General features: G+C 61.7%; 17 protein-coding genes and 1 tRNA gene. 9 read left to right on the top strand and 9 right to left on the bottom strand.

All coding sequences use genetic code 11. The annotated features are described in order from the left end of the window. Positions 1-166, bottom strand: a 166-nt coding sequence (locus IVA88_RS10175; RefSeq protein ID WP_008538701.1) for an Hpt domain-containing protein, incomplete at its 3' end; no start/stop codon positions are given. A 419-nt stretch (positions 167-585) separates the two neighbouring features. Continuing rightward, a complete protein-coding gene (locus tag IVA88_RS10180; RefSeq protein ID WP_247497260.1) occupies positions 586-1,008 on the bottom strand; it encodes a response regulator in 423 nt (140 codons plus the stop codon). A 720-nt stretch (positions 1,009-1,728) separates the two neighbouring features. Here IVA88_RS10180 and IVA88_RS10185 point away from each other — a divergent pair. The 3 genes from IVA88_RS10185 to IVA88_RS10195 all read left to right on the top strand — a co-directional run bounded on the left by IVA88_RS10185 (position 1,729) and on the right by IVA88_RS10195 (position 3,373). Continuing rightward, the gene (locus IVA88_RS10185; RefSeq protein ID WP_247497261.1) at positions 1,729-2,427 is read left to right on the top strand and encodes a Crp/Fnr family transcriptional regulator; all 699 of its coding nucleotides are present in this window, start codon (positions 1,729-1,731) and stop codon (positions 2,425-2,427) included. Positions 2,428-2,585: 158 nt separating this feature from the next. Continuing rightward, complete coding sequence (locus tag IVA88_RS10190) at positions 2,586-2,963, top strand: Hpt domain-containing protein (protein WP_247497160.1); 378 nt, start codon at positions 2,586-2,588, stop codon at positions 2,961-2,963. Positions 2,964-3,124: 161 nt separating this feature from the next. Next, entirely contained in the window at positions 3,125-3,373 is a 249-nt protein-coding gene (locus IVA88_RS10195; RefSeq protein WP_247497161.1) for a hypothetical protein, read from the top strand. Between the two features lie 83 nt (positions 3,374-3,456). Here the strand turns inward: IVA88_RS10195 and IVA88_RS10200 are convergent, their stop codons facing one another. Beyond that, the gene (locus IVA88_RS10200; protein ID WP_247497162.1) at positions 3,457-4,080 is read right to left on the bottom strand and encodes a helix-turn-helix transcriptional regulator; all 624 of its coding nucleotides are present in this window, start codon (positions 4,078-4,080) and stop codon (positions 3,457-3,459) included. A 339-nt stretch (positions 4,081-4,419) separates the two neighbouring features. On the opposite strand from IVA88_RS10200, the gene IVA88_RS10205 reads away from it, so the two are divergent. Further along, positions 4,420-5,583 (top strand): hypothetical protein, encoded by a 1,164-nt coding sequence (locus tag IVA88_RS10205; RefSeq protein WP_247497163.1) that lies wholly within the window; start codon positions 4,420-4,422, stop codon positions 5,581-5,583. A 496-nt stretch (positions 5,584-6,079) separates the two neighbouring features. Beyond that, a complete protein-coding gene (locus IVA88_RS10210; RefSeq protein WP_247497164.1) occupies positions 6,080-7,288 on the top strand; it encodes an EAL domain-containing protein in 1,209 nt (402 codons plus the stop codon). Positions 7,289-7,337: 49 nt separating this feature from the next. Here IVA88_RS10210 and IVA88_RS10215 read toward each other — a convergent pair whose 3' ends face one another. Beyond that, positions 7,338-8,192 carry an NAD(P)H-dependent oxidoreductase gene (locus tag IVA88_RS10215; protein ID WP_247497165.1) on the bottom strand — a complete coding sequence of 285 codons (855 nt, stop codon included), beginning with the start codon at positions 8,190-8,192 and terminating at the stop codon, positions 7,338-7,340. A 93-nt stretch (positions 8,193-8,285) separates the two neighbouring features. On the opposite strand from IVA88_RS10215, the gene IVA88_RS10220 reads away from it, so the two are divergent. Further along, positions 8,286-9,221, top strand: a complete 936-nt coding sequence (locus IVA88_RS10220) for a LysR family transcriptional regulator (protein WP_247497166.1) — start codon at positions 8,286-8,288, stop codon at positions 9,219-9,221. 39 nt (positions 9,222-9,260) lie between these two features. Here IVA88_RS10220 and IVA88_RS10225 read toward each other — a convergent pair whose 3' ends face one another. The 5 genes from IVA88_RS10225 to IVA88_RS10245 all read right to left on the bottom strand — a co-directional run bounded on the left by IVA88_RS10225 (position 9,261) and on the right by IVA88_RS10245 (position 15,145). Further along, the gene (locus IVA88_RS10225) at positions 9,261-10,121 is read right to left on the bottom strand and encodes a DMT family transporter (protein WP_247497167.1); all 861 of its coding nucleotides are present in this window, start codon (positions 10,119-10,121) and stop codon (positions 9,261-9,263) included. Between the two features lie 595 nt (positions 10,122-10,716). Next, complete coding sequence (locus tag IVA88_RS10230; RefSeq protein WP_247497168.1) at positions 10,717-11,055, bottom strand: hypothetical protein; 339 nt, start codon at positions 11,053-11,055, stop codon at positions 10,717-10,719. Between the two features lie 393 nt (positions 11,056-11,448). Continuing rightward, entirely contained in the window at positions 11,449-13,035 is a 1,587-nt protein-coding gene (locus IVA88_RS10235; protein ID WP_247497169.1) for an anti-phage dCTP deaminase, read from the bottom strand. 423 nt (positions 13,036-13,458) lie between these two features. Beyond that, positions 13,459-13,548, bottom strand: a tRNA-Ser gene (locus IVA88_RS10240). A 439-nt stretch (positions 13,549-13,987) separates the two neighbouring features. After that, positions 13,988-15,145, bottom strand: coding sequence for an ROK family protein (locus tag IVA88_RS10245; protein ID WP_247497170.1), 1,158 nt, complete (start codon positions 15,143-15,145; stop codon positions 13,988-13,990). Positions 15,146-15,489: 344 nt separating this feature from the next. Between IVA88_RS10245 and rplU the strand changes: the two genes are divergently transcribed. The 3 genes from rplU to IVA88_RS10260 all read left to right on the top strand — a co-directional run bounded on the left by rplU (position 15,490) and on the right by IVA88_RS10260 (position 16,991). After that, complete coding sequence (gene rplU, locus IVA88_RS10250; RefSeq protein ID WP_247497171.1) at positions 15,490-15,879, top strand: 50S ribosomal protein L21; 390 nt, start codon at positions 15,490-15,492, stop codon at positions 15,877-15,879. Positions 15,880-15,976: 97 nt separating this feature from the next. Continuing rightward, positions 15,977-16,246 (top strand): 50S ribosomal protein L27, encoded by a 270-nt coding sequence (rpmA, locus tag IVA88_RS10255; protein WP_018459863.1) that lies wholly within the window; start codon positions 15,977-15,979, stop codon positions 16,244-16,246. Between the two features lie 154 nt (positions 16,247-16,400). Further along, positions 16,401-16,991 carry a GNAT family N-acetyltransferase gene (locus tag IVA88_RS10260; protein ID WP_247497172.1) on the top strand — a complete coding sequence of 197 codons (591 nt, stop codon included), beginning with the start codon at positions 16,401-16,403 and terminating at the stop codon, positions 16,989-16,991.

The raw sequence follows: 16,991 nt of genomic DNA on the forward strand, positions 1-16,991 counted from the left end.
GCAATCCCAGGAAGCCGCAGGTGCCCTTGATGGTGTGGACCAGGCGGAAGATGTTATCCAGGATCTTGGCGTTGTTCGGCTCCTGCTCGAACTTCACCAGCTGATTGTCGACCGTGTCCAGGCTCTCGCTGGTCTCCGTCAAAAACTCCCGCAACAGATCATCCATAAGCTACGCCTTACTGATCTGGACCTCGACGCCCGAGCCGCGCTTGGCATAGACGGAAGCCCTATCTTGGATCGTTAGACATCCCCTTTCACGGTCGCGTTAATTTCATCCTCCGTCCTAATACGGATATTGAAGACAAGTTTGGCGTTCGACTGCATGCGACGGCGGTTTTCGGCAGAACCGGCACCATGCCGCGACGACGAGACGCGTAGGTAAACGTGCCGATAACAGCAAGGCCAGCCGCGCAGGAAAGCCCTGCTCGTGAAGGACGATATGCATTGGCCTTCGCGGAATTGAACCGAGCCGCCTGCAATCCGGGGCGCTCTCGCCACTGTCGCTAGGTGCTTTGCCGGAATTCGCAAGATCCGCGTTTGCGGTAAACGAACGGTTACCCGTGTCTGCTCCGGCCGACGCCGCCGCTAACCCATGCGCGCAGCCAAGGCAAGGTCGCCGTCGGGACGGTGTTCCGCCAGACAATCGTTGATGGCGGCGAGCAGCGCGTGCGGCGTGAACGGCTTGCGCAGACAGCGCGCTGCACCGAGCTCCAGCGCCATCCGGAGGAAGTCGGGGGCTGGCGAATTCAGATTTGCGAAAGCGTAGCCTGACATCGCGATCAGCGGAACGGCCGGCGCCCTTTGGTGAAAGATCCGGATCGATTCGAACCCGCGCATGTGCGGCATGAAGATATCGATGATCATCAGATCGAACTGTCCGCGTTCAAGGGCGCGAAGTCCGGCTTCGCCCCCTTCGGCGATCGTCACCCGAAAATTGTTGCGCTGGAGATAGACCTCGATGGCCATGCATACCATCGGGTCGTCGTCGACAACGAGAATATGGCGCAGATCTTCTGTCCCCGTTTGAGCTTCCTGTTTCGGCGATTCAATAATTGAACCGTGGGACACACCTTTCTCCTTTGCTCGGGAAATAGACGCTCGCGAACGTCGTTGGCGAAGCGGGGAAGACGATAGACGCGGACTCTGCGGCCACGCGGCGCCAAGGTTCGAAGCAAGGCCCCCTTGCCGCTTTTACCTGCGCAACCCTCGCAGGACCGGCGCGCAGGCTCATGAGCGAATCAGCGTGCCGTTCTCATTTCCGCCGCAAATGCGCCAGCCTGTCTGCCTCCCAACAGGTATATGCACCGAGACACAACCTGTATAACATTCTTAGCCACGGCGCAACTGGATGACGAACCGGACGCGGCGCCGATCACATCGAACGCGCCGGATCGACCTGAATGACAGTGAGCGGCCAACCAGTTGCTGCAGATGCTCGATGCGGCCGATCTGAATCTGCTGCGTCCTCATCTCGCTCCCTTCGAAATAGTCAGGGAAGCTGTCTTGGGCGACTCACCCCTGTCAGGAGTCCTGCGGTGATGAGCGCGACACGATCAATCCGGATGCAGACGTGCACCCGACCTCGCAGCCGCCATCACTGCGGTCGGACATCTTGTCCCAATTGCCAATATATCCCGACGAGAACATGATGGAACTTACCCGGACAGCAAGCAGTTTCGCGTGCTGCGACTCGCTGGTCCGGGAGACGGGGAGGCTACTTTGGAAACGATGGTGCGTTCCTCCAACGGTTTCCTGTCCGCGTTGTCCGCAGATGATTATGAGTTGATCCGCCCGCACCTGCGCACGGGCGATCTGCCACATGACGCGGTGCTGGTCGAGACCGGCGAGACGCTTAAGCGCGCCTACTTTCCCCATCGCGGCGTCATCTCGCTGGTGGTGGAGCTCGCCAAGGGTGAGCATGTGCAAGTCGCCATGATCGGCCGCGACAGCCTGCTCGGAACGCTCTCGATCATGGGTGATGCCTGCGCGTTGAATACGGCGATCGTGCTGGTTCCTGGCTCCGCCTCCGTGATGGACCTCGACCGGCTGCGCATCGCGGCCGACCAGAGCAGCACCCTGCGGACACTGCTCACCCGTCACGGGCTGGCGGTCTACGCGCAGGTGCAGCAGACCGCGGGCTGCAACGCCGCCCATCCGGTGGAGTCGCGGCTGTCGCGCTGCCTGCTGCACACCCATGACCTCTCCGGCGACTACCGGTTGCTGCTGACCCAGGAAGCGATGGCGCAGATGATCGGCGCTCGGCGGAACAGCGTGTCGCTGGTCGCCAATACCTTGCAGCAGGCCAATTTCATCCACTACAGCCGCGGACACATCCAGATCCTCAACCTGGACGGCCTGCGCCAGACGGCGTGCGAATGCTACGCAACCGTGAAGGCGCAGTATGACCGGCTGCTCGGCCCGCGCTGACCGGCGCCGCGGCGTGGTGAATCGGCGGCTAATTTCGAGCGGCAAAGACGGAATGTCCTGCTACCGGAACTGAAATCTGGACGCCATAGACACGGGCCTGCCGCGCGCCCCGCTACGGGACCGGCGGCAAGCGAACCGTGACCGAGGCAGGCAAGACCATGTTCGAAGCAACCGTCGCGCCTGCGCAGACAGCGCTCGATGCCGAGCCCGCGCTTGAGCCGGGCGCATACCAGGCGCTGATGCGCGAGATCGGCGAGGACGGTGCTTGTGAAGTGCGCGACGTGTTCTGGAGCGAGACCTGTGCACGCCTGCAACTGTTCCGCACGCTCTCGCTCGCGCAGCACCACGGAAAGATCGCGCGCGAAGCGCATTCGCTGAAGAGCGTGGCCGGAACGTTCGGCTATGTCAGGCTCGCAGCGCTGGCGCTGCGGCTGGAGAAGACCGCCGAGAGGCTCGGCGACGCCGAATTTGGCGACCTCCTGGACCTGATGGATGCAGCCTACGCTACCGCGCGCGCGCAGGAGGCGGAGGGCTAGATTCTTGTCTGACGCGTTTTCTTCACGCGAACCGGCATCGACTTCGCTCGAAAGCACTCTAGCCACTCCCGCGTGCATCCCCGCCGTACTTCTACGGTTTGGGATTTTCACGGATGGCTAATCATAGGTAGCGATAGTCACCGGAAACCAGGAGGGTTTCCATGTTCACCTACGAGACCGCGGACCAGAAAGAGGTCCGTCGCTTCCGCATCGCACAGTTCAACGGCCGGATGGCGACGGTGACCGCTGGCGAGGCGACGGTGACTGGCTTCGTGCGTTCGGTGCTGGAGCAGGAATCGAGCATGCCGCCCCGCTGGATCATCACGATCATTCCCACCGGGCCCAAGGAAGAGCTCAAGCCGCTGCGGCCTTCTTCGCGCGCGCGTCCCTTTGCCGAAGATTATTTCTGAGCGAGATCGGAGCCCCGGGACTTTCTCGAGAGATTTTCTAGGCCTGGCCCTCGCCGCCGGCCGGCGGCACGGCACGAGAGCCTTCAGTCGATCGAATGCAGCAGCGCCGCGCGGACGAGGTCCGCCGTGTTGCGCGCACCGAGCTTCCGCATCGCCTCGGCGCGATGGCTCTCGAAGGTGCGCGGACTGATCTGCATCCGAAGCGCACCCTGCTTGTTCGAATAACCCTCGCTGATCAGCCTCAGCACCTCGCGCTCGCGCTTGGTCAGCCGCTTCTGGCCCGACAGGCCGACGATTTCGGCACTCGGCACACGCTGCGGCCGCGGCAGGCGCCCGGCCTTCGATTCAGCGTCCTCGGCCCTGGACGCGACCGGCAGGCCACCCGCGTGAGAACCGGCAAGCTGCTTGACGAGGCCACAAACCCGCTCGGTCTGCTCCAGCGCATTCTCCACCACCCGCTGCAGATAGGCACGGTCGCCCGTCACCGGCGCGAGCTGGTCGCTGTGATGCTTGATCTCGCCCATGTAGAGCAGGAGCGCGGTGAGGGGGCCGTTGAGCTCGCGGGCGATGGCGGCGGCCATTTCGTCGGCCGCCTTGGCACGGGCGGCGTTCAGGCGAACGAAATCGAGCTCTTCAGTTTGAGCAGCGCTGCTTTCGAACCATTCCGACGGCCGCGAATCAGCGGCCGTATCATTCTGTGACCCCATGTCACTCGTTTAGCGGAACCCGAGGCGGTCTGTGGTTAACTTTTTGCTCCGTAAGACTACGGTGAATTTGGCAGTTTTGTGCTGAAAGCCCGGCGCAGGCACACTTTATGCTTGCGTGGCAGCGTCCCTCGGCATTCCTAGGTTGATAAATCTGCTCAATAATGGGCGGATGGCGCACAGCCTTCTTAACGATCACATCCGCGCCCGATACCGCCGCCCCCGGATTTTACGGATAAATTAACGGCGACTTGCTTCTCTATGTCGCAACTGAGAGCGCGCAAATGCCTCCATGCATCGGGCCGGTGGGCCTGCTGGAATCGTTGCGGAAGATTGCGTGCCATGAACGAGGTCGACCAGATATCGGAGTTCTTGCAGAAGCTGACGCCGCTGTCGCGCAGCTGCCTGCTCAGCGAGCTCGAACGGCTTGAGCTGTGCGGCATCGACATGCCGGGCGCGGCCGATATCCAGTCCAAGCTGCGGGCCGAATTTCGCAAGGAGGGATCGAACCAGGCGCGCGCCACCAGTCCATCGCGCCATTTCTTCGCGCCGCTTGAGCTGCTTCTGATCGACGGCGCGCCCGAGCACGCCAATATGGGGCGGATCTCGCGCAACACCCTCACCCCGATCTGGGAGTGGATCTGCCGCGACCTGCTGCCGACCATGGCGCGCGACTACATCAAGGCGATCAACGACCAGGTCGCCGCCAACAACCCGAAGGAAGTGCTGAAGATCGCAACGACCTTCCAGATCAAGGTCGTCAAGGTTCTCGAGAGCACCCTCGCATCAGCGGAGAGCACCGAGTTCGCGCGCGGCAAGCTCGCGCAATACACGGCATCGCGCACCGCCTTCGACGACGTGAAGAAGATGCAACATGTGCTGCGCGCCGGCGCCGCGCTGCCGAAGTTCAACGAAAAACTGCCCGAGAAAATCGCGAAATTCGACGATGGCCTGGTTGATCAGATCACCGCGCGATTAGGCGCCTTCAAGAAGGCCCATCCCGAGGCGCTGCCGTTCGCGCTGACGCTGGTGGCGAGGCGGCTGAAGACCTTCTGGCAATTGGTACGCCTTGCCACCAAGGCCGCCGCGAGCAAGAGCGCCGCCGATATCGCCGCCACGCCCTATGCCTGCGTCGTTCACATGGTGCTCGACCAGCTCGACGACAAGCGCCTCGCCTTGCGCATCGCGCTCCGGCACAACCGGGTGCTGGTCGCACGCGACCTGCTCGCCGAGATCTACGACACCGAATATGCCCTCAAGGTGCGGATCGACGGCATCGAGCATTGCGAATGGGGCATTCGCCTCCAGCAATTGATGGACGCGATCGCGGCGCTGGTCTCCGCCGAAGTGAGCCGCTTCCCTTCCAATGTCGGCCACATTCTCGGCTCGCGCCGGCTGCGCAGCCACGACACGCTCGGCGGAAAGCTGTCCTATCTGGCCTGGAAGGGACGCGATGCGATCGAGGACGGCGCAGCCGCGTTGCGCAAACTGATCGGCCAGACCTGAGCTCGCGCTAATGCGCGCGCGGCAGGCACAGGAAGCGATCGAGAAATCGTCCTGACAGCACGAATCTGAACCACCAATACATTAGTCGCCGCGTCGTCATTGCTGCGATCCTCGACAGCCCACCACCGGCTGCCGACAGCAATAGCGTAAGTGCAGCAATGCGCTTGTGATGTGCTTCACACGTGCAACGCCGCAATGCGACCGGCAAGTAATACCGGCGTTATTCAATTGGGCGAAGCGCGCGCGGCTTCGTCCAATTGCAGGACGATGCGCGTGCATACCGCCGCACTGCACGTCACCGAAATCTCCAGTGATTGCCGCACTCGTGCGCGCGAGGCGCGCGCAGGCGTAAAAACTTCCGCAACGAGGTCGATACAATTTTAGACGTGATGGGTGCTTTAACGTTACCCAGATAATCCAACAATCGGCTGAAGCCCTCCATATTTGAAACTGCTCACGTCGCTAACACACCGACACGGAACGGGAGTGGCTTGCGATGAACGATGAAATTGTTGAGCTCGCCGGACGAAGGCCAAGAACCTTCGGACGGCGAAAGGTGAAGCCGCGCGCCTGCGTGGCGGACAGCAAGCGCCATCTGCGCGCTTTTCTCGCGGACGTGCTGGAGGACCTCGGCTTCGTCACCACCGAATGCGCCAGCGCCGACGAGCTGCAAACCATCCTGACGAGCGAATTGCCCGACCTGGTCCTGCTCGGCATCGCCGCCGACGGCATCGAGCCCGGCACGTTTCTGGAAAAGCTGGTGCGCGAGGCCTTCGACGGCAAGGTTCTGACTGTGGGCGCCCGTGAGTCGATCATCGTCAGGGCCGTGCAGCAGGTCGGCGAGGAATATGGTCTTGCGATGCTGCCGCCGCTGACCACGCCCTTTGCCGCGGAGACGCTGCGCGAGCGCGTCGCGATGCTGCTGCCGGGGGAGCCGGCGCCGAGCCCGGCCGTGCATGTCGGCGAGGCCCTGCATGCCGGCTGGCTCGAGCTCTGGTACCAGCCCAAGATCGACGCGCGCACGCTGATCCGCAGCGGCGCCGAGGCGCTGGTGCGAATGCGGCACCCGACCTGGGGCGTGGTGCCGCCGGCCTATTTCATCCCCGAAGAGCACGACCCGCATCTGCGCGACCTCTCCGAATTCGTGATCGAGCGCGCCATGCAGGACTGGCACTATCTGCTGGAGCAGCAGGGCCCGGTCGATCTCGCGATCAACCTGCCGGCGTCATATCTGAAGGAGCCGCAAGCCGTACGCGACCTCTGCCGTCGCATGCCGACGCATCCGGCGTTCGGCGGGCTGACGATCGAGATCGACAGCGAGGAGGCGATCCGCGATCTCGATCTCCTCGTCGAGGTCGCCCGCGAGGTGCGCCTGCACAATATCGGCCTGTCGATCGACAATCTCGGCGCCAACTGGCCGTCGCTGATGGACAGGGACAAGATTCCCTTCATCAAGCTGAAGGCCGACCGGCACTTCGTCACCGGCAGCGGCACCGATCGCCTCAAGCGCACGGTGTGCCGCCACATCGTCGAGCTTTCACATGGCTATGGCGTGCACGCCGTCGCCGAGGGCGTCGAGAGCCGCGCCGACCTCGTCGCCGCGAACGAGCTCGGCTTCGACCTCGTGCAGGGTTTTCTGTTCGGCAAGCCGATGCCGCTGAAGAAATTTGCGCGGAGCACGCTGACGCGGACGGTGATGGAGTAAGCTCGTTCGGCGGCGCTCGCGTTCGGCGCCGCGCGGGTCCTTCGTTACACTAAACCGTTGCCGCGCCGACATCCCTTGCCGAGGGCGTGGGGCTCCCCTCATCAATTGCCCCGCGCGCCTCGGCCCGCCCGACGTGGAGCGCGAAACCACTGGCGCCGGGGGACTCGAGCCCGGCCCGGAGCTGCATGCTCGGAATCAGGTAGTCGCCGCCATTTTGGCGCCGATAGGCAATCGGCGCGGTCGTCGCAAGCGTTCTCATCCTCTCGCGCAAACGTTCAGCTATCGCCCGGAAGCCGGCTTCGTCGAGTTTGTCGGCCTTGTAGACGACGAACGGCGGAAGCACGTCATATCCGGGATAATAGAGAATGCCGTGATTGATCGGGAACAGCAGATCATCGATTGGCCCGTTGATCCCGCGGGCGGAATAGTGCTCCTGCCAGCCGCCGGCCGTCACGATCAGCATCGCGCGTTTGCCCGCCAGCGTGCCCTCGCCATAGCGGTCGCCCCAACGCTTCTCGCTGTGCTCGCCGACACCGTATGCAAAACCGTAGGCGAACACGCGGTCGACCCAGCCCTTGAGGATCGCCGGCATGCTGAACCACCACAGCGGAAACAGCAGGATCAGGACATCCGCCCATAGCAGCTTCTCGATCTCGCCTTTGACATCTGCGGTCAGTGTGCCGGCCTCGAACGCCTGCCTGGATGCCGAAGCGGGCGCAAGCCGCGCGTCCGGCGGCAACGACGGAAAGTCGGCGCGGTCGACGTCGGCCTTCCAACCTTGGGCGTAGAGGTCTGAGACCCGCACCTCGTGGCCTTGGGCCTCGAGCTCCCTGACGGCGACATCGCGGAGCGAGCCGCTGAGCGAGCGTCGTTCGGGATGAGCGTAGACGATCAAGACTTTCATGATCAGCACCTTGGTTGATGATTTCCGCGCATGAGGTAGCGCGGCGGACCGCAATTCAGTAGATGTCGCCAATGGATAGGATTGTGCCGAAAAATGGATAGGCCGGAGGTCACGCTCGAGCGCATGCGCAGCTTCGTGCGGGTCGCCGAGCGGGGAAGCCTATCCGCGGTCGCACGCGAGCTTGGCCTCGGCCAATCGACGGTGACGAGGCACATCCGGGAACTGGAGCAAGCCGTCGGCGTGCCGCTGCTCACCCGGACCACGCGCAGCGTGACCATGACGGACGAGGGTCGCCGCTATTACGCCGACTGTGTGCAGATTCTGCGCCTGATCGAGCAGGCGCGCGACGAGGCGCGCAGCACGCGCGGCGCAGCCGCCGGAACGGTACGCGCCTCCTGCACCGCGGCGTTCGGCGTGCTCCATGTCAGCCGGCTCATCTTCGCCTTCCAGGACCGTTATCCGGAGGTGGCGGTGGATCTCAGCCTGACCGACGAGCGGATCGACCTTGTGCGGGAAGGCGTCGACGTCGCGCTCCGTCTGGGCCCGCTCGCCGAGAGTTCGATGAAGCTCAAGCCGCTTGGCCAGTCGCGGCGGGTGCTTGTGGCCTCACCCGACTATCTGGCTCTGCGCGGCAGGCCCGCGCGCCCGCAAGACCTCGCCAACCACGAGGGGATCAGGATGTCCAACATCGCCGGCAGCGATTTGCTCGTGCTGCACGGACGCCGCGGCGGCCGCCATGCGGTGCCGTTCGCCGGGCGGTTGCGCGTAGACCACGGGCTTGCCGCACGCGAGGCGCTCGCGGCTGGCCGCGGTATTGCGCCCGCGCATCTCTGGCTGATTGAGGACCTTCTCGCTACCGGCAAGCTCGAGATCGTGCTTCCGGAATATTCGCCGCCTCCCGTTCCGCTGAACATGCTGATCGTGCCGGAGCGGTCCGGCATCGCGCGGGTGCGGCTGCTGGTCGACTTCCTAGCCGAGCAGATCGGGCGGATGCCCGGGATCGAAAGGCCGGGCAGGAAGCAGAAGTAGCTGCGCGCTCTCAACACCCAACGCGCAATTTGGCCACCGTCACGCATACCGCCGCGCGAAGTACACGCAGGCGACCACGAGCGCGGTCGCCACGATCATGCTCCAGGCGACGGGTTCGTGCAGCAGCAGGCCGGCAAGCGCGAGGCCGAAGAACGGCTGGAGCTGCTGCAACTGGCCGACGCGGGCGATGCCGCCGATCGCGAGCCCGCGATACCAGAAGATGAAACCGACGAACATGCTGAAGACCGAGACGTAGGCGAGCCCGATCCAGGCGGGCACGCCGACGCCGCTCCAGGTCGACGGCCAGGTTAGAATCGCGACCGGCAGCATCAGCGGCAGCGAAAGCAGCAGCGCCCAGGAGATCACCTGCCAGCCGCCGAGCCGGCGCGACAGCGCGGCGCCTTCGGCATAGCCGAGTCCGCACAGCACGATGGCGACGACCATCAGGAGATCGCCGGTGAGCGAAGCGCTGCCGTCGCCCGACAGGGCGAAGCCCGCGACCGTGGCGCTGCCCAGCACAGCGAACAGCCAGAACATCGGCTGCGGCCGCTCGCCGCCGCGCAGCACGCCGAAGATCGCGGTCGACAGCGGCAGCAGGCCGATGAAGACGATCGAATGCGCCGAGGTGATGTGCTGGAGAGCGAGCGCGGTCAACAGCGGAAAGCCGACCACGACCCCGATGGCGACGATGGCGAGCGAGGCGAGATCGTTGCGCGCCGGCCGCGCCTGACGGAGCAGGCCGAGCACGGCCACGCCGATCAGCGCCGCGATCACCGCGCGCGCGGACGTCAGGAACAGCGCGGAGAAACCGCCGACCGCCACGCGCGTCGCCGGCAGCGAGCCGCTGAAGATGATGACGCCGAGAAGCCCGTTGCCCCAGCCGCTGCCGGAAGATTGCATGTTTGTCTCGTCTTGTGGGTGGCGACGATCGGCTTTCGCTGATGAAGCCGGCCGGCGCGCGTGACGATCAAGTCTCACGTCTTTCGCGACCAGACAACACAAAGCTCGAAAACAACCCCATGCACAGTAGGCGGAGGTTGCAAGATCAATGACTTACGGAAGGGGGGAGTCGCTGGCTCGACGGGAAGATTCCGGATGCGTGTCGATCGTCGTGTCCGCGAATGTCTGGTGACGTCGCGCGTGGTTTGACTCGTCGGGCAAAACAGGCGCAGGATGTCATCGTTGCAGAGCCTGATCGTCGATCGAACTCTTGTCATCAGGGTCCCACTTTTGGTAGGGCGCGAAGAACTCACGGTTGATGGTGAGTGCCTTCGTCTCGCGGATCCCCAAGCCCTCCTCGAGCGACAGCTCCAGCAGACAGTCGCTATCGATAAGCTCAATTCCCGTAGCGTTTCCGCGAGCCGCCCCTTCACGAGCACCCTGATGAACAGGTGAGAGACTTCGGCGATGCTTGCAAGGATAAGAAAGCCAATTCACTGAAACTATCGACTTGTGGACTCACGTGAGGAATTTTGGAAGCTGTCGGTATCCTACGTTATCCCTGTTTTTTGGCGCAAGCTTCAACTGCGAAAGCACATTGTTCACCGCCAGTCAGAAGTCCACCAGTCGGCCCGGAATAGTTGACCTGACTAACAACTCCGCCCTGAATGACGATGTTAACCGTGCAAAAGCGCGCGGTGCTAACACCGGTTGCGGAGCCGAACGTGTTGACCGTGCCTGACACGTTGTTGCCGGAACGCGTTGCGTCGGTGCCCGCGACCACCGTCGTTGATCGGTAACCGTTCCCTGATGGATACGACCAAATCTCTGTTGCCCCTTCCGCAGCTTTTGATGCGGCTGGCCCCATGCAGGTAAAAACCTGCTCTTTTGTCATGCCGACTATCGAGGCTTTTGCTTCCTGAGCGACTTGCGAACGCTGAATTGCACAGCCTGTCAATGCGACGCTAAGCGCGCAGATTCCAAGAACACGCATAAATTAGCCCCGAGCCCCCTAATCAGATGTTGCTTAGATCTATGAAATTGGCAATTGCAATTTCCTCCTGTTCCTCCCTCGATTGAGCCGCGCTCACCGGCAATGGCAAGCGGTAGATGGCGGATGCACGGCGGATCGTCACCGGACGCACGGGGCAATCATGCACTCAAAACGGGGCTTCACGGCAGACGCAGTCGCGACGGAGATATTTCGAGGCTTCTCCGCACTGCCCACTATCGAAGGCCAAGCTATTTATCTTTGCTGTTGTCACCAGGAATTACGACTGCGTCCGGGTTAGATGCCAGCCTTACCGTCATCATCGCCAGTATTTGGCTCCAGCGAGCCTAGCAGTTCAAACCACTCCAAATCCTCATCTTCAAGGTAAGCGGTAGAAACCAGTTCCAACATGGGCGTCGGAGGATCGGTCAAATATCTTATCGCCGCGCCGCTGCTGTTCTTTCGCCTTCCCTTCTGAAAGATATCTCGATAGCGCACCGGGGAGATGCCGAGGAAAGGCAAAAAAGACACTTTACCGGAAGTGACTTTCTCGATTTCGATTTCGTTGGTGTGTAAGTCCTTAGCTCGGCTTTTGGGATAAGGCTCCATGTAGACAACACACTTAATTCCGGCTGCCAAAATGTGCTTCGTGCAATTGTGGCAAGGGAACGTAGTCACGAATAAAGTGCTGCCCTTTAGGCTACGACCGATACGGGCAGCATCGCAGATCGCACACATCTCTGCGTGAACCACGCGCCCGAACTCGGTTAAATCGAGCACCGCACAACGAGCTAGTGGGCCATCCTTTTCATCGATCCCCGGTCGTTTTTTTCGGGTAAACTCTTCAACCATTTCGGCCGGGCTTCCCACCGCCTTAGCCTTCTCAGAGAGCAAACCTGATCCGCTCATCTTGTCGAAAAGCTCGCGCAGCAATTCAGTTTTGACAATATCGTTCGGATCGTACCCGAGCCGAACATCGCGAAAATCCGGCTGTTCTAAGTCCCAGTAAGTGCCCCCGAACGCTTTCGGGACCTCATTGCAGCCTTGAGTAATTAACTCACCGTCATCTGAGAAGACTGCTGCACCTACTTGTCTGGACAAATCGCTAGAGCGAAGCGAAGCCGACTTGGCCGCATACATTCCATATTCTTCTTTGGAGGGCGCGATGTCAGTGCGTCCAAAAAAGGCTTGAATAAACCGGTTTAGCTTTTCTTCCATTTCGGGTCGCGAAAGTCCGTCAATGAAGACATCGGCTCGATGAAACGTCTCTCGGACATTTTGCCCGAACTCTTCATCGTCCTCTCTTGCGTCCTTTTCGATAAGCTCAAGCGCTTTACAGGAGATTTCGTGAGGCGGCGTGGCTGGGGGCAAGCTGCGCCGGAGACGCTCCTCCAGCAGTTTCTGACGCTGCTCAGAAGAGCCATAAGCAGATATTAGAACGAACTGCCGTCCATAGACACGGCGCAGAAGACTTGCTTCGTCGGGCCTTTTCAACTGCCGTACGACATAGGCGATCGCGCGATCAGATATGGTATTCCGATTGCCTGTTATTCTTTCTCTTTCATCACCGATAGCGCGTAATGCGATACGACCCATGGTCGCAAAGTCGGAAAACTCCTTGCAAAGAGCGTTCGCATAGTTGATTTTAAAATTCACATCAGAGTAGAAATCTTTGTCGATTGGAATTTGGACGGGGTAGCGCTGGAGTTTGTAGCGCTCCCCTCTCAACATCTCCTTCGTGAGATGTACGGTGTGAGGCTCGTATCCGACGGCGCGCAACGCGCTTGCTAGCGTGTCGCAAATTGCTTCCACGTTGACTCCCATTGGACCGACAAGGCCAAATACAAGCTCAGGAAGCAGTTTCTTTCGCGACGCGCTCGGCATAGGAACTCGACGTTAGTGTTTGAATTGTACCGGTTTGGTGCAAGGGTCAGCAGATTGATTCGGCGGGAAACGAAAAATGGCAAAAGTCTCAATTCGCAAAGAAGATTACGAGCGGATTTTAGAAGTTGCCGAGAGAGCGGCAAGGCGAACAAATTCGCGAGTTGTCGTCGCGATGGACCGCGTGGATTTAGAGGAGCCGTCCGAAACAACTCGACCCGACGCGAACGATCGATCGGCTGCTTTGAAATTTTCCTGATACGAAGTTGTCATTCTCGACAACCTTGAGATGATTGCAAGGCTCTTGCACTCGAATTGCGCTGCTTCGCCCTACTTTAGGGATACGCTTTTGGCGGATCCGCTTAGGGACCAAGCGCTGAAATTTTCCTGAAACTTCTTTCCTGTCAATCGCATAGACGTAAAATCTGGCGGAGAGGGAGGGATTCGAACCCCCGATAGGCTTGCACCTATGCCGCATTTCGAGTGCGGTGCATTCGACCACTCTGCCACCTCTCCTGAAGGCGCCAAGTCAAGGAGCTGGGCCCCTGTGGTTGGGGCGTTAATAGGCGAGGATGGCGGGCCAGACAAGGCTGGACGGGCGAAAATCGGGCCGGTTTTCCGGGCGGACCCCATGATGTCGCGGCGATGATGAGGACGATTGTCGGATTTCGGCGGCAGTTCGAGCGGAAATGGGCGTGAGCCGTTTGCCAATGCCCGCGCGTGAAGGCCGAGGCGGCGCCATCGACGCCCGAATCACCGGTGTTCCGGAAAGTCCGAGGGTCCCCCGAAACGGGGTGGGACCGCCAGACGCGGTAAACACTGGCGGTCCCGGTGCCGCTCATTGAAATGCTGGCTGGGAAGGGCGGCTTCGCCGGCCAGGTGAGGCGACGATTCGACCGTAGCGTGCGCCGACCGGCCTGCAACGCAATCCGGTCCTTAACCTAACCAGTCAAGGTTACTCCTTGTCGGCCTTAGCTTTTTTCTTGCCGGTTTCCTTGCCGTTGTCCGTAGAGTCCCGGTCTTTTCCGTTATCTTTGCCTTGGCCGCCGTCCTTGCGGCGGTTGGTGAAGCGGGCGTTGCCGAGCCCGGTGCCGATGGTGAGCACGCCCCAGCGATCGATGTCCTGCATGAACGGCACCTCGGAGAGGCCCTGAACCACGCCGTCATTGTGCATCAGGATCGCGGTGTCGTGCCCGCCGATCTCGGGGACGCCTTCGATCAGGCTCGCCGGCAGGTTGAACTTGCTGCTCTCCCAATTGCCGGGCAGGTTCTGCGCGCCCTTCTCGATCGAGCCGTCGGCGTTGATCACGCCGGGACAGGCGATGCCGATGAACGGCGCGAGCTTGTAGCCTTCCTCCTCGGCCTCGGCGATCAGCCCTTTCAGCATCTTGATCAGCCGCTTCACCGCGCCCTCGCGCGTCGGTTCGTCGTCGGCATGGCGCCACAGCTCGGACTTCACGACCTTGGCTTTCGACAAATCCTCGGCCTTCTTCCAGCTGGTCTCGACCAGGCCGCAGCGGATGTTGGTGCCGCCGATGTCGACCGCGAGGATGCTGTCATGGGCCTCGAAGATCCAGGATGGCGCCAGATGCAGCGCGCCAATCAGGCCGGCTTCATCGGGATGATGGCGGATCGGCATCATGTCGATCTTGAAGTCCTCGGATTTCAGGATGATCTCCGTGCGCGCGATCGCGAGCTCGCCAAGCCGGGAATCGCGAAATCCGCCGCCGACCACGATGCGCTCGGTCTTGGCCCAGGCCTTGGACTTGAGGAAACGCCGCGTGACATAAGCGAGCTCCTGGGCGAATTCCTCGATCGCGCTGTGCACCAGCGCGGAGGCCTCGGTGTCGTCCCCGACCAGGATGGCATCCAGTGTCTTCTTGCTGATCTCCTCGGACGGCTCCTTGCCGAACGGGTCCTCGCCGCTCTTGCGCAGCGGCTTGCGCCAGCGATCGAGGATGTCGCGGAACGCGCCCTTGCTGGCGCGGTCGCCGAGGAAGCCGTCCTCGTCCTTCATCTCGATGTTGAAGCTGTCGATGTCCACCGAGGGCAACCGCTCCGCGCCGTGATGGGCGATGCCCGTCGTCGTCTTGACCAGCTCGTCTGTAGCCATGGTAAGCCCCTCGCCCGTGCATCAATTCGCGGGGACAACAGCGGGGGAACCCGTTGGTTGCAGCGTGGGCCCCGATTCTGCTGCGGGCTTGAATTGGGCCCAAATGCTTCAAATCCGGGCCTTTTCGCCCGGTTTTTCTTGACTCCCGGAGGCCAGCGGCTATAAGTCCCGCAACCGGCGCGGGGCGTTTCTCGCGCCGCTTGTTTTTGCGTGGGTTTTCAAAGGGATAACTTCCGCCCGCACAAAACTCGCATAAACCCATATTCGCTTAAACCCGCGACTGACAAAAAGCCGGCCCCGACACCATGTCGCGAGGCCGGGAATGAACACGAAGGAAAACAACGATGTTCGCAGTCATCAAAACCGGCGGCCGGCAGTACCGCGTCGTTCCGGATGATGTCCTGGAAGTAGGCAAGATCGAAGGCGAAGTCGGCTCGATCGTGCAGCTCAATGAAGTTCTGCTGGTCGGCGGCGACACGCCGGTCCTGGGTCTGCCCACGGTCGCAGGCGCGTCCGTTGCGGTCGAGGTGCTCGACCACAAGCGCGGTCCCAAGGTCATCGCTTTCAAGAAGCGCCGCCGCAAGAACTCGCGCCGCAAGCGCGGCTATCGCGACGAGATCACGGTGCTGCGCATCTCGGAGATCCTGACGGACGGCGCCAAGCCCACCAAGGGCCCGCGTCCGAAGCGGGAAAAGGTCGCCAAGCCAGAGGCAACCGAAGAGGCCGCGGCATAATTTGATCACGCGCCATCACGAATTGATGCGTGAGAAATTGTGAAATGATTCCGTCAAGGAATTGATCTAGAAATACTCAGGATTTCGGAGACGAGCCATGGCTCACAAAAAAGCAGGCGGTTCATCGCGCAACGGTCGCGATTCCAAGGGCAAGCGCCTCGGTATCAAGGCGTTCGGCGGGGAAGTTGTGATTCCCGGCAACATCATTGCGCGTCAGCGCGGCACCACCTGGCATCCCGGCCTTAATGTCGGCATGGGCACGGACCACACCTTGTTCGCCAAGATCGAGGGCCGCGTAACGTTCCAGGCCAAAGCCAACGGCCGCACCTTCATCTCGGTGCTCCCGCTCGCAGAGGCGGCTGAATAAACGGTGGATCAAATTTGGAGTCCGCCGGGTCCCAGACCGAACCGGCGGAGTCCTTGAGATCATAGAGATCGAAGGCTCCAGGGGAGGCGGGAAACCGGCCTCCCCTTTCGTTTGCGTGCTCACTTTACACTTAGTGACTTCGACGGAGCCGGACATGTTGCAGGACTTTTCGAGCGTGACCTTGCAGGAGGCGAGACCAAGCGTCGTCGCCACCGAGCGGCTGACCTTGCGGCGGCCGACCCTTGCCGACGTCAGGACCATCGCCCTTCTCGCCAACGACCGTCGCGTCGCCGAAAACACAAGGCGCCTCCCGCATCCCTATTCGCAGGACGACGCCGTCGCCTTCGTCCGCGCCACCGCGCTCGGCAGCGAGACCGTGTTCCTGATCGAGCATGACAGCGGACCCATCGGCATGGTCGGCATCGACCGCGCGACGCCCGACAATGCCGAGCTCGGCTACTGGCTCGGGGTCGAGCATTGGGGCCGGGGCTTTGCCACCGAGGCCGCGCGCGGCGCGATCGACTTCTTCTTCGAGGAGTTCGAGGACGATCATCTCTATGCCGGTGCGCGCGTCACCAACCCGGCCTCGCGCAACGTGCTGGAGAAGTGCGGCTTCCAGTGGAGCGGCGTCCAGCTGCACCGTTTCCTGGCGCTGGGCTCGTCCACGCCGGTCGACTGCTTCCGCCTCTCGCGCGGCGTGTGGGCGTCGCTGAAGAGCTGGAGCAGCGCAAGGCGCGTGAGGTAG

The organism is Bradyrhizobium sp. 149, assembly GCF_023073915.1.
Lineage (GTDB): Bacteria > Pseudomonadota > Alphaproteobacteria > Rhizobiales > Xanthobacteraceae > Bradyrhizobium.

Coding starts and splice junctions, on each gene's coding strand:
- IVA88_RS10185 (WP_247497261.1), top strand. CDS start 1,729: ATGGTGCGTTCCTCCAACGGTTTCCTGTCCGCGTTGTCCGCAGATGAT.
- IVA88_RS10190 (WP_247497160.1), top strand. CDS start 2,586: ATGTTCGAAGCAACCGTCGCGCCTGCGCAGACAGCGCTCGATGCCGAG.
- IVA88_RS10195 (WP_247497161.1), top strand. CDS start 3,125: ATGTTCACCTACGAGACCGCGGACCAGAAAGAGGTCCGTCGCTTCCGC.
- IVA88_RS10200 (WP_247497162.1), bottom strand. CDS start 4,080: ATGGGGTCACAGAATGATACGGCCGCTGATTCGCGGCCGTCGGAATGG.
- IVA88_RS10205 (WP_247497163.1), top strand. CDS start 4,420: ATGAACGAGGTCGACCAGATATCGGAGTTCTTGCAGAAGCTGACGCCG.
- IVA88_RS10210 (WP_247497164.1), top strand. CDS start 6,080: ATGAACGATGAAATTGTTGAGCTCGCCGGACGAAGGCCAAGAACCTTC.
- IVA88_RS10215 (WP_247497165.1), bottom strand. CDS start 8,192: ATGAAAGTCTTGATCGTCTACGCTCATCCCGAACGACGCTCGCTCAGC.
- IVA88_RS10220 (WP_247497166.1), top strand. CDS start 8,286: ATGGATAGGCCGGAGGTCACGCTCGAGCGCATGCGCAGCTTCGTGCGG.
- IVA88_RS10225 (WP_247497167.1), bottom strand. CDS start 10,121: ATGCAATCTTCCGGCAGCGGCTGGGGCAACGGGCTTCTCGGCGTCATC.
- IVA88_RS10230 (WP_247497168.1), bottom strand. CDS start 11,055: ATGACAAAAGAGCAGGTTTTTACCTGCATGGGGCCAGCCGCATCAAAA.
- IVA88_RS10235 (WP_247497169.1), bottom strand. CDS start 13,035: ATGCCGAGCGCGTCGCGAAAGAAACTGCTTCCTGAGCTTGTATTTGGC.
- IVA88_RS10245 (WP_247497170.1), bottom strand. CDS start 15,145: ATGGCTACAGACGAGCTGGTCAAGACGACGACGGGCATCGCCCATCAC.
- rplU (WP_247497171.1), top strand. CDS start 15,490: ATGTTCGCAGTCATCAAAACCGGCGGCCGGCAGTACCGCGTCGTTCCG.
- rpmA (WP_018459863.1), top strand. CDS start 15,977: ATGGCTCACAAAAAAGCAGGCGGTTCATCGCGCAACGGTCGCGATTCC.
- IVA88_RS10260 (WP_247497172.1), top strand. CDS start 16,401: ATGTTGCAGGACTTTTCGAGCGTGACCTTGCAGGAGGCGAGACCAAGC.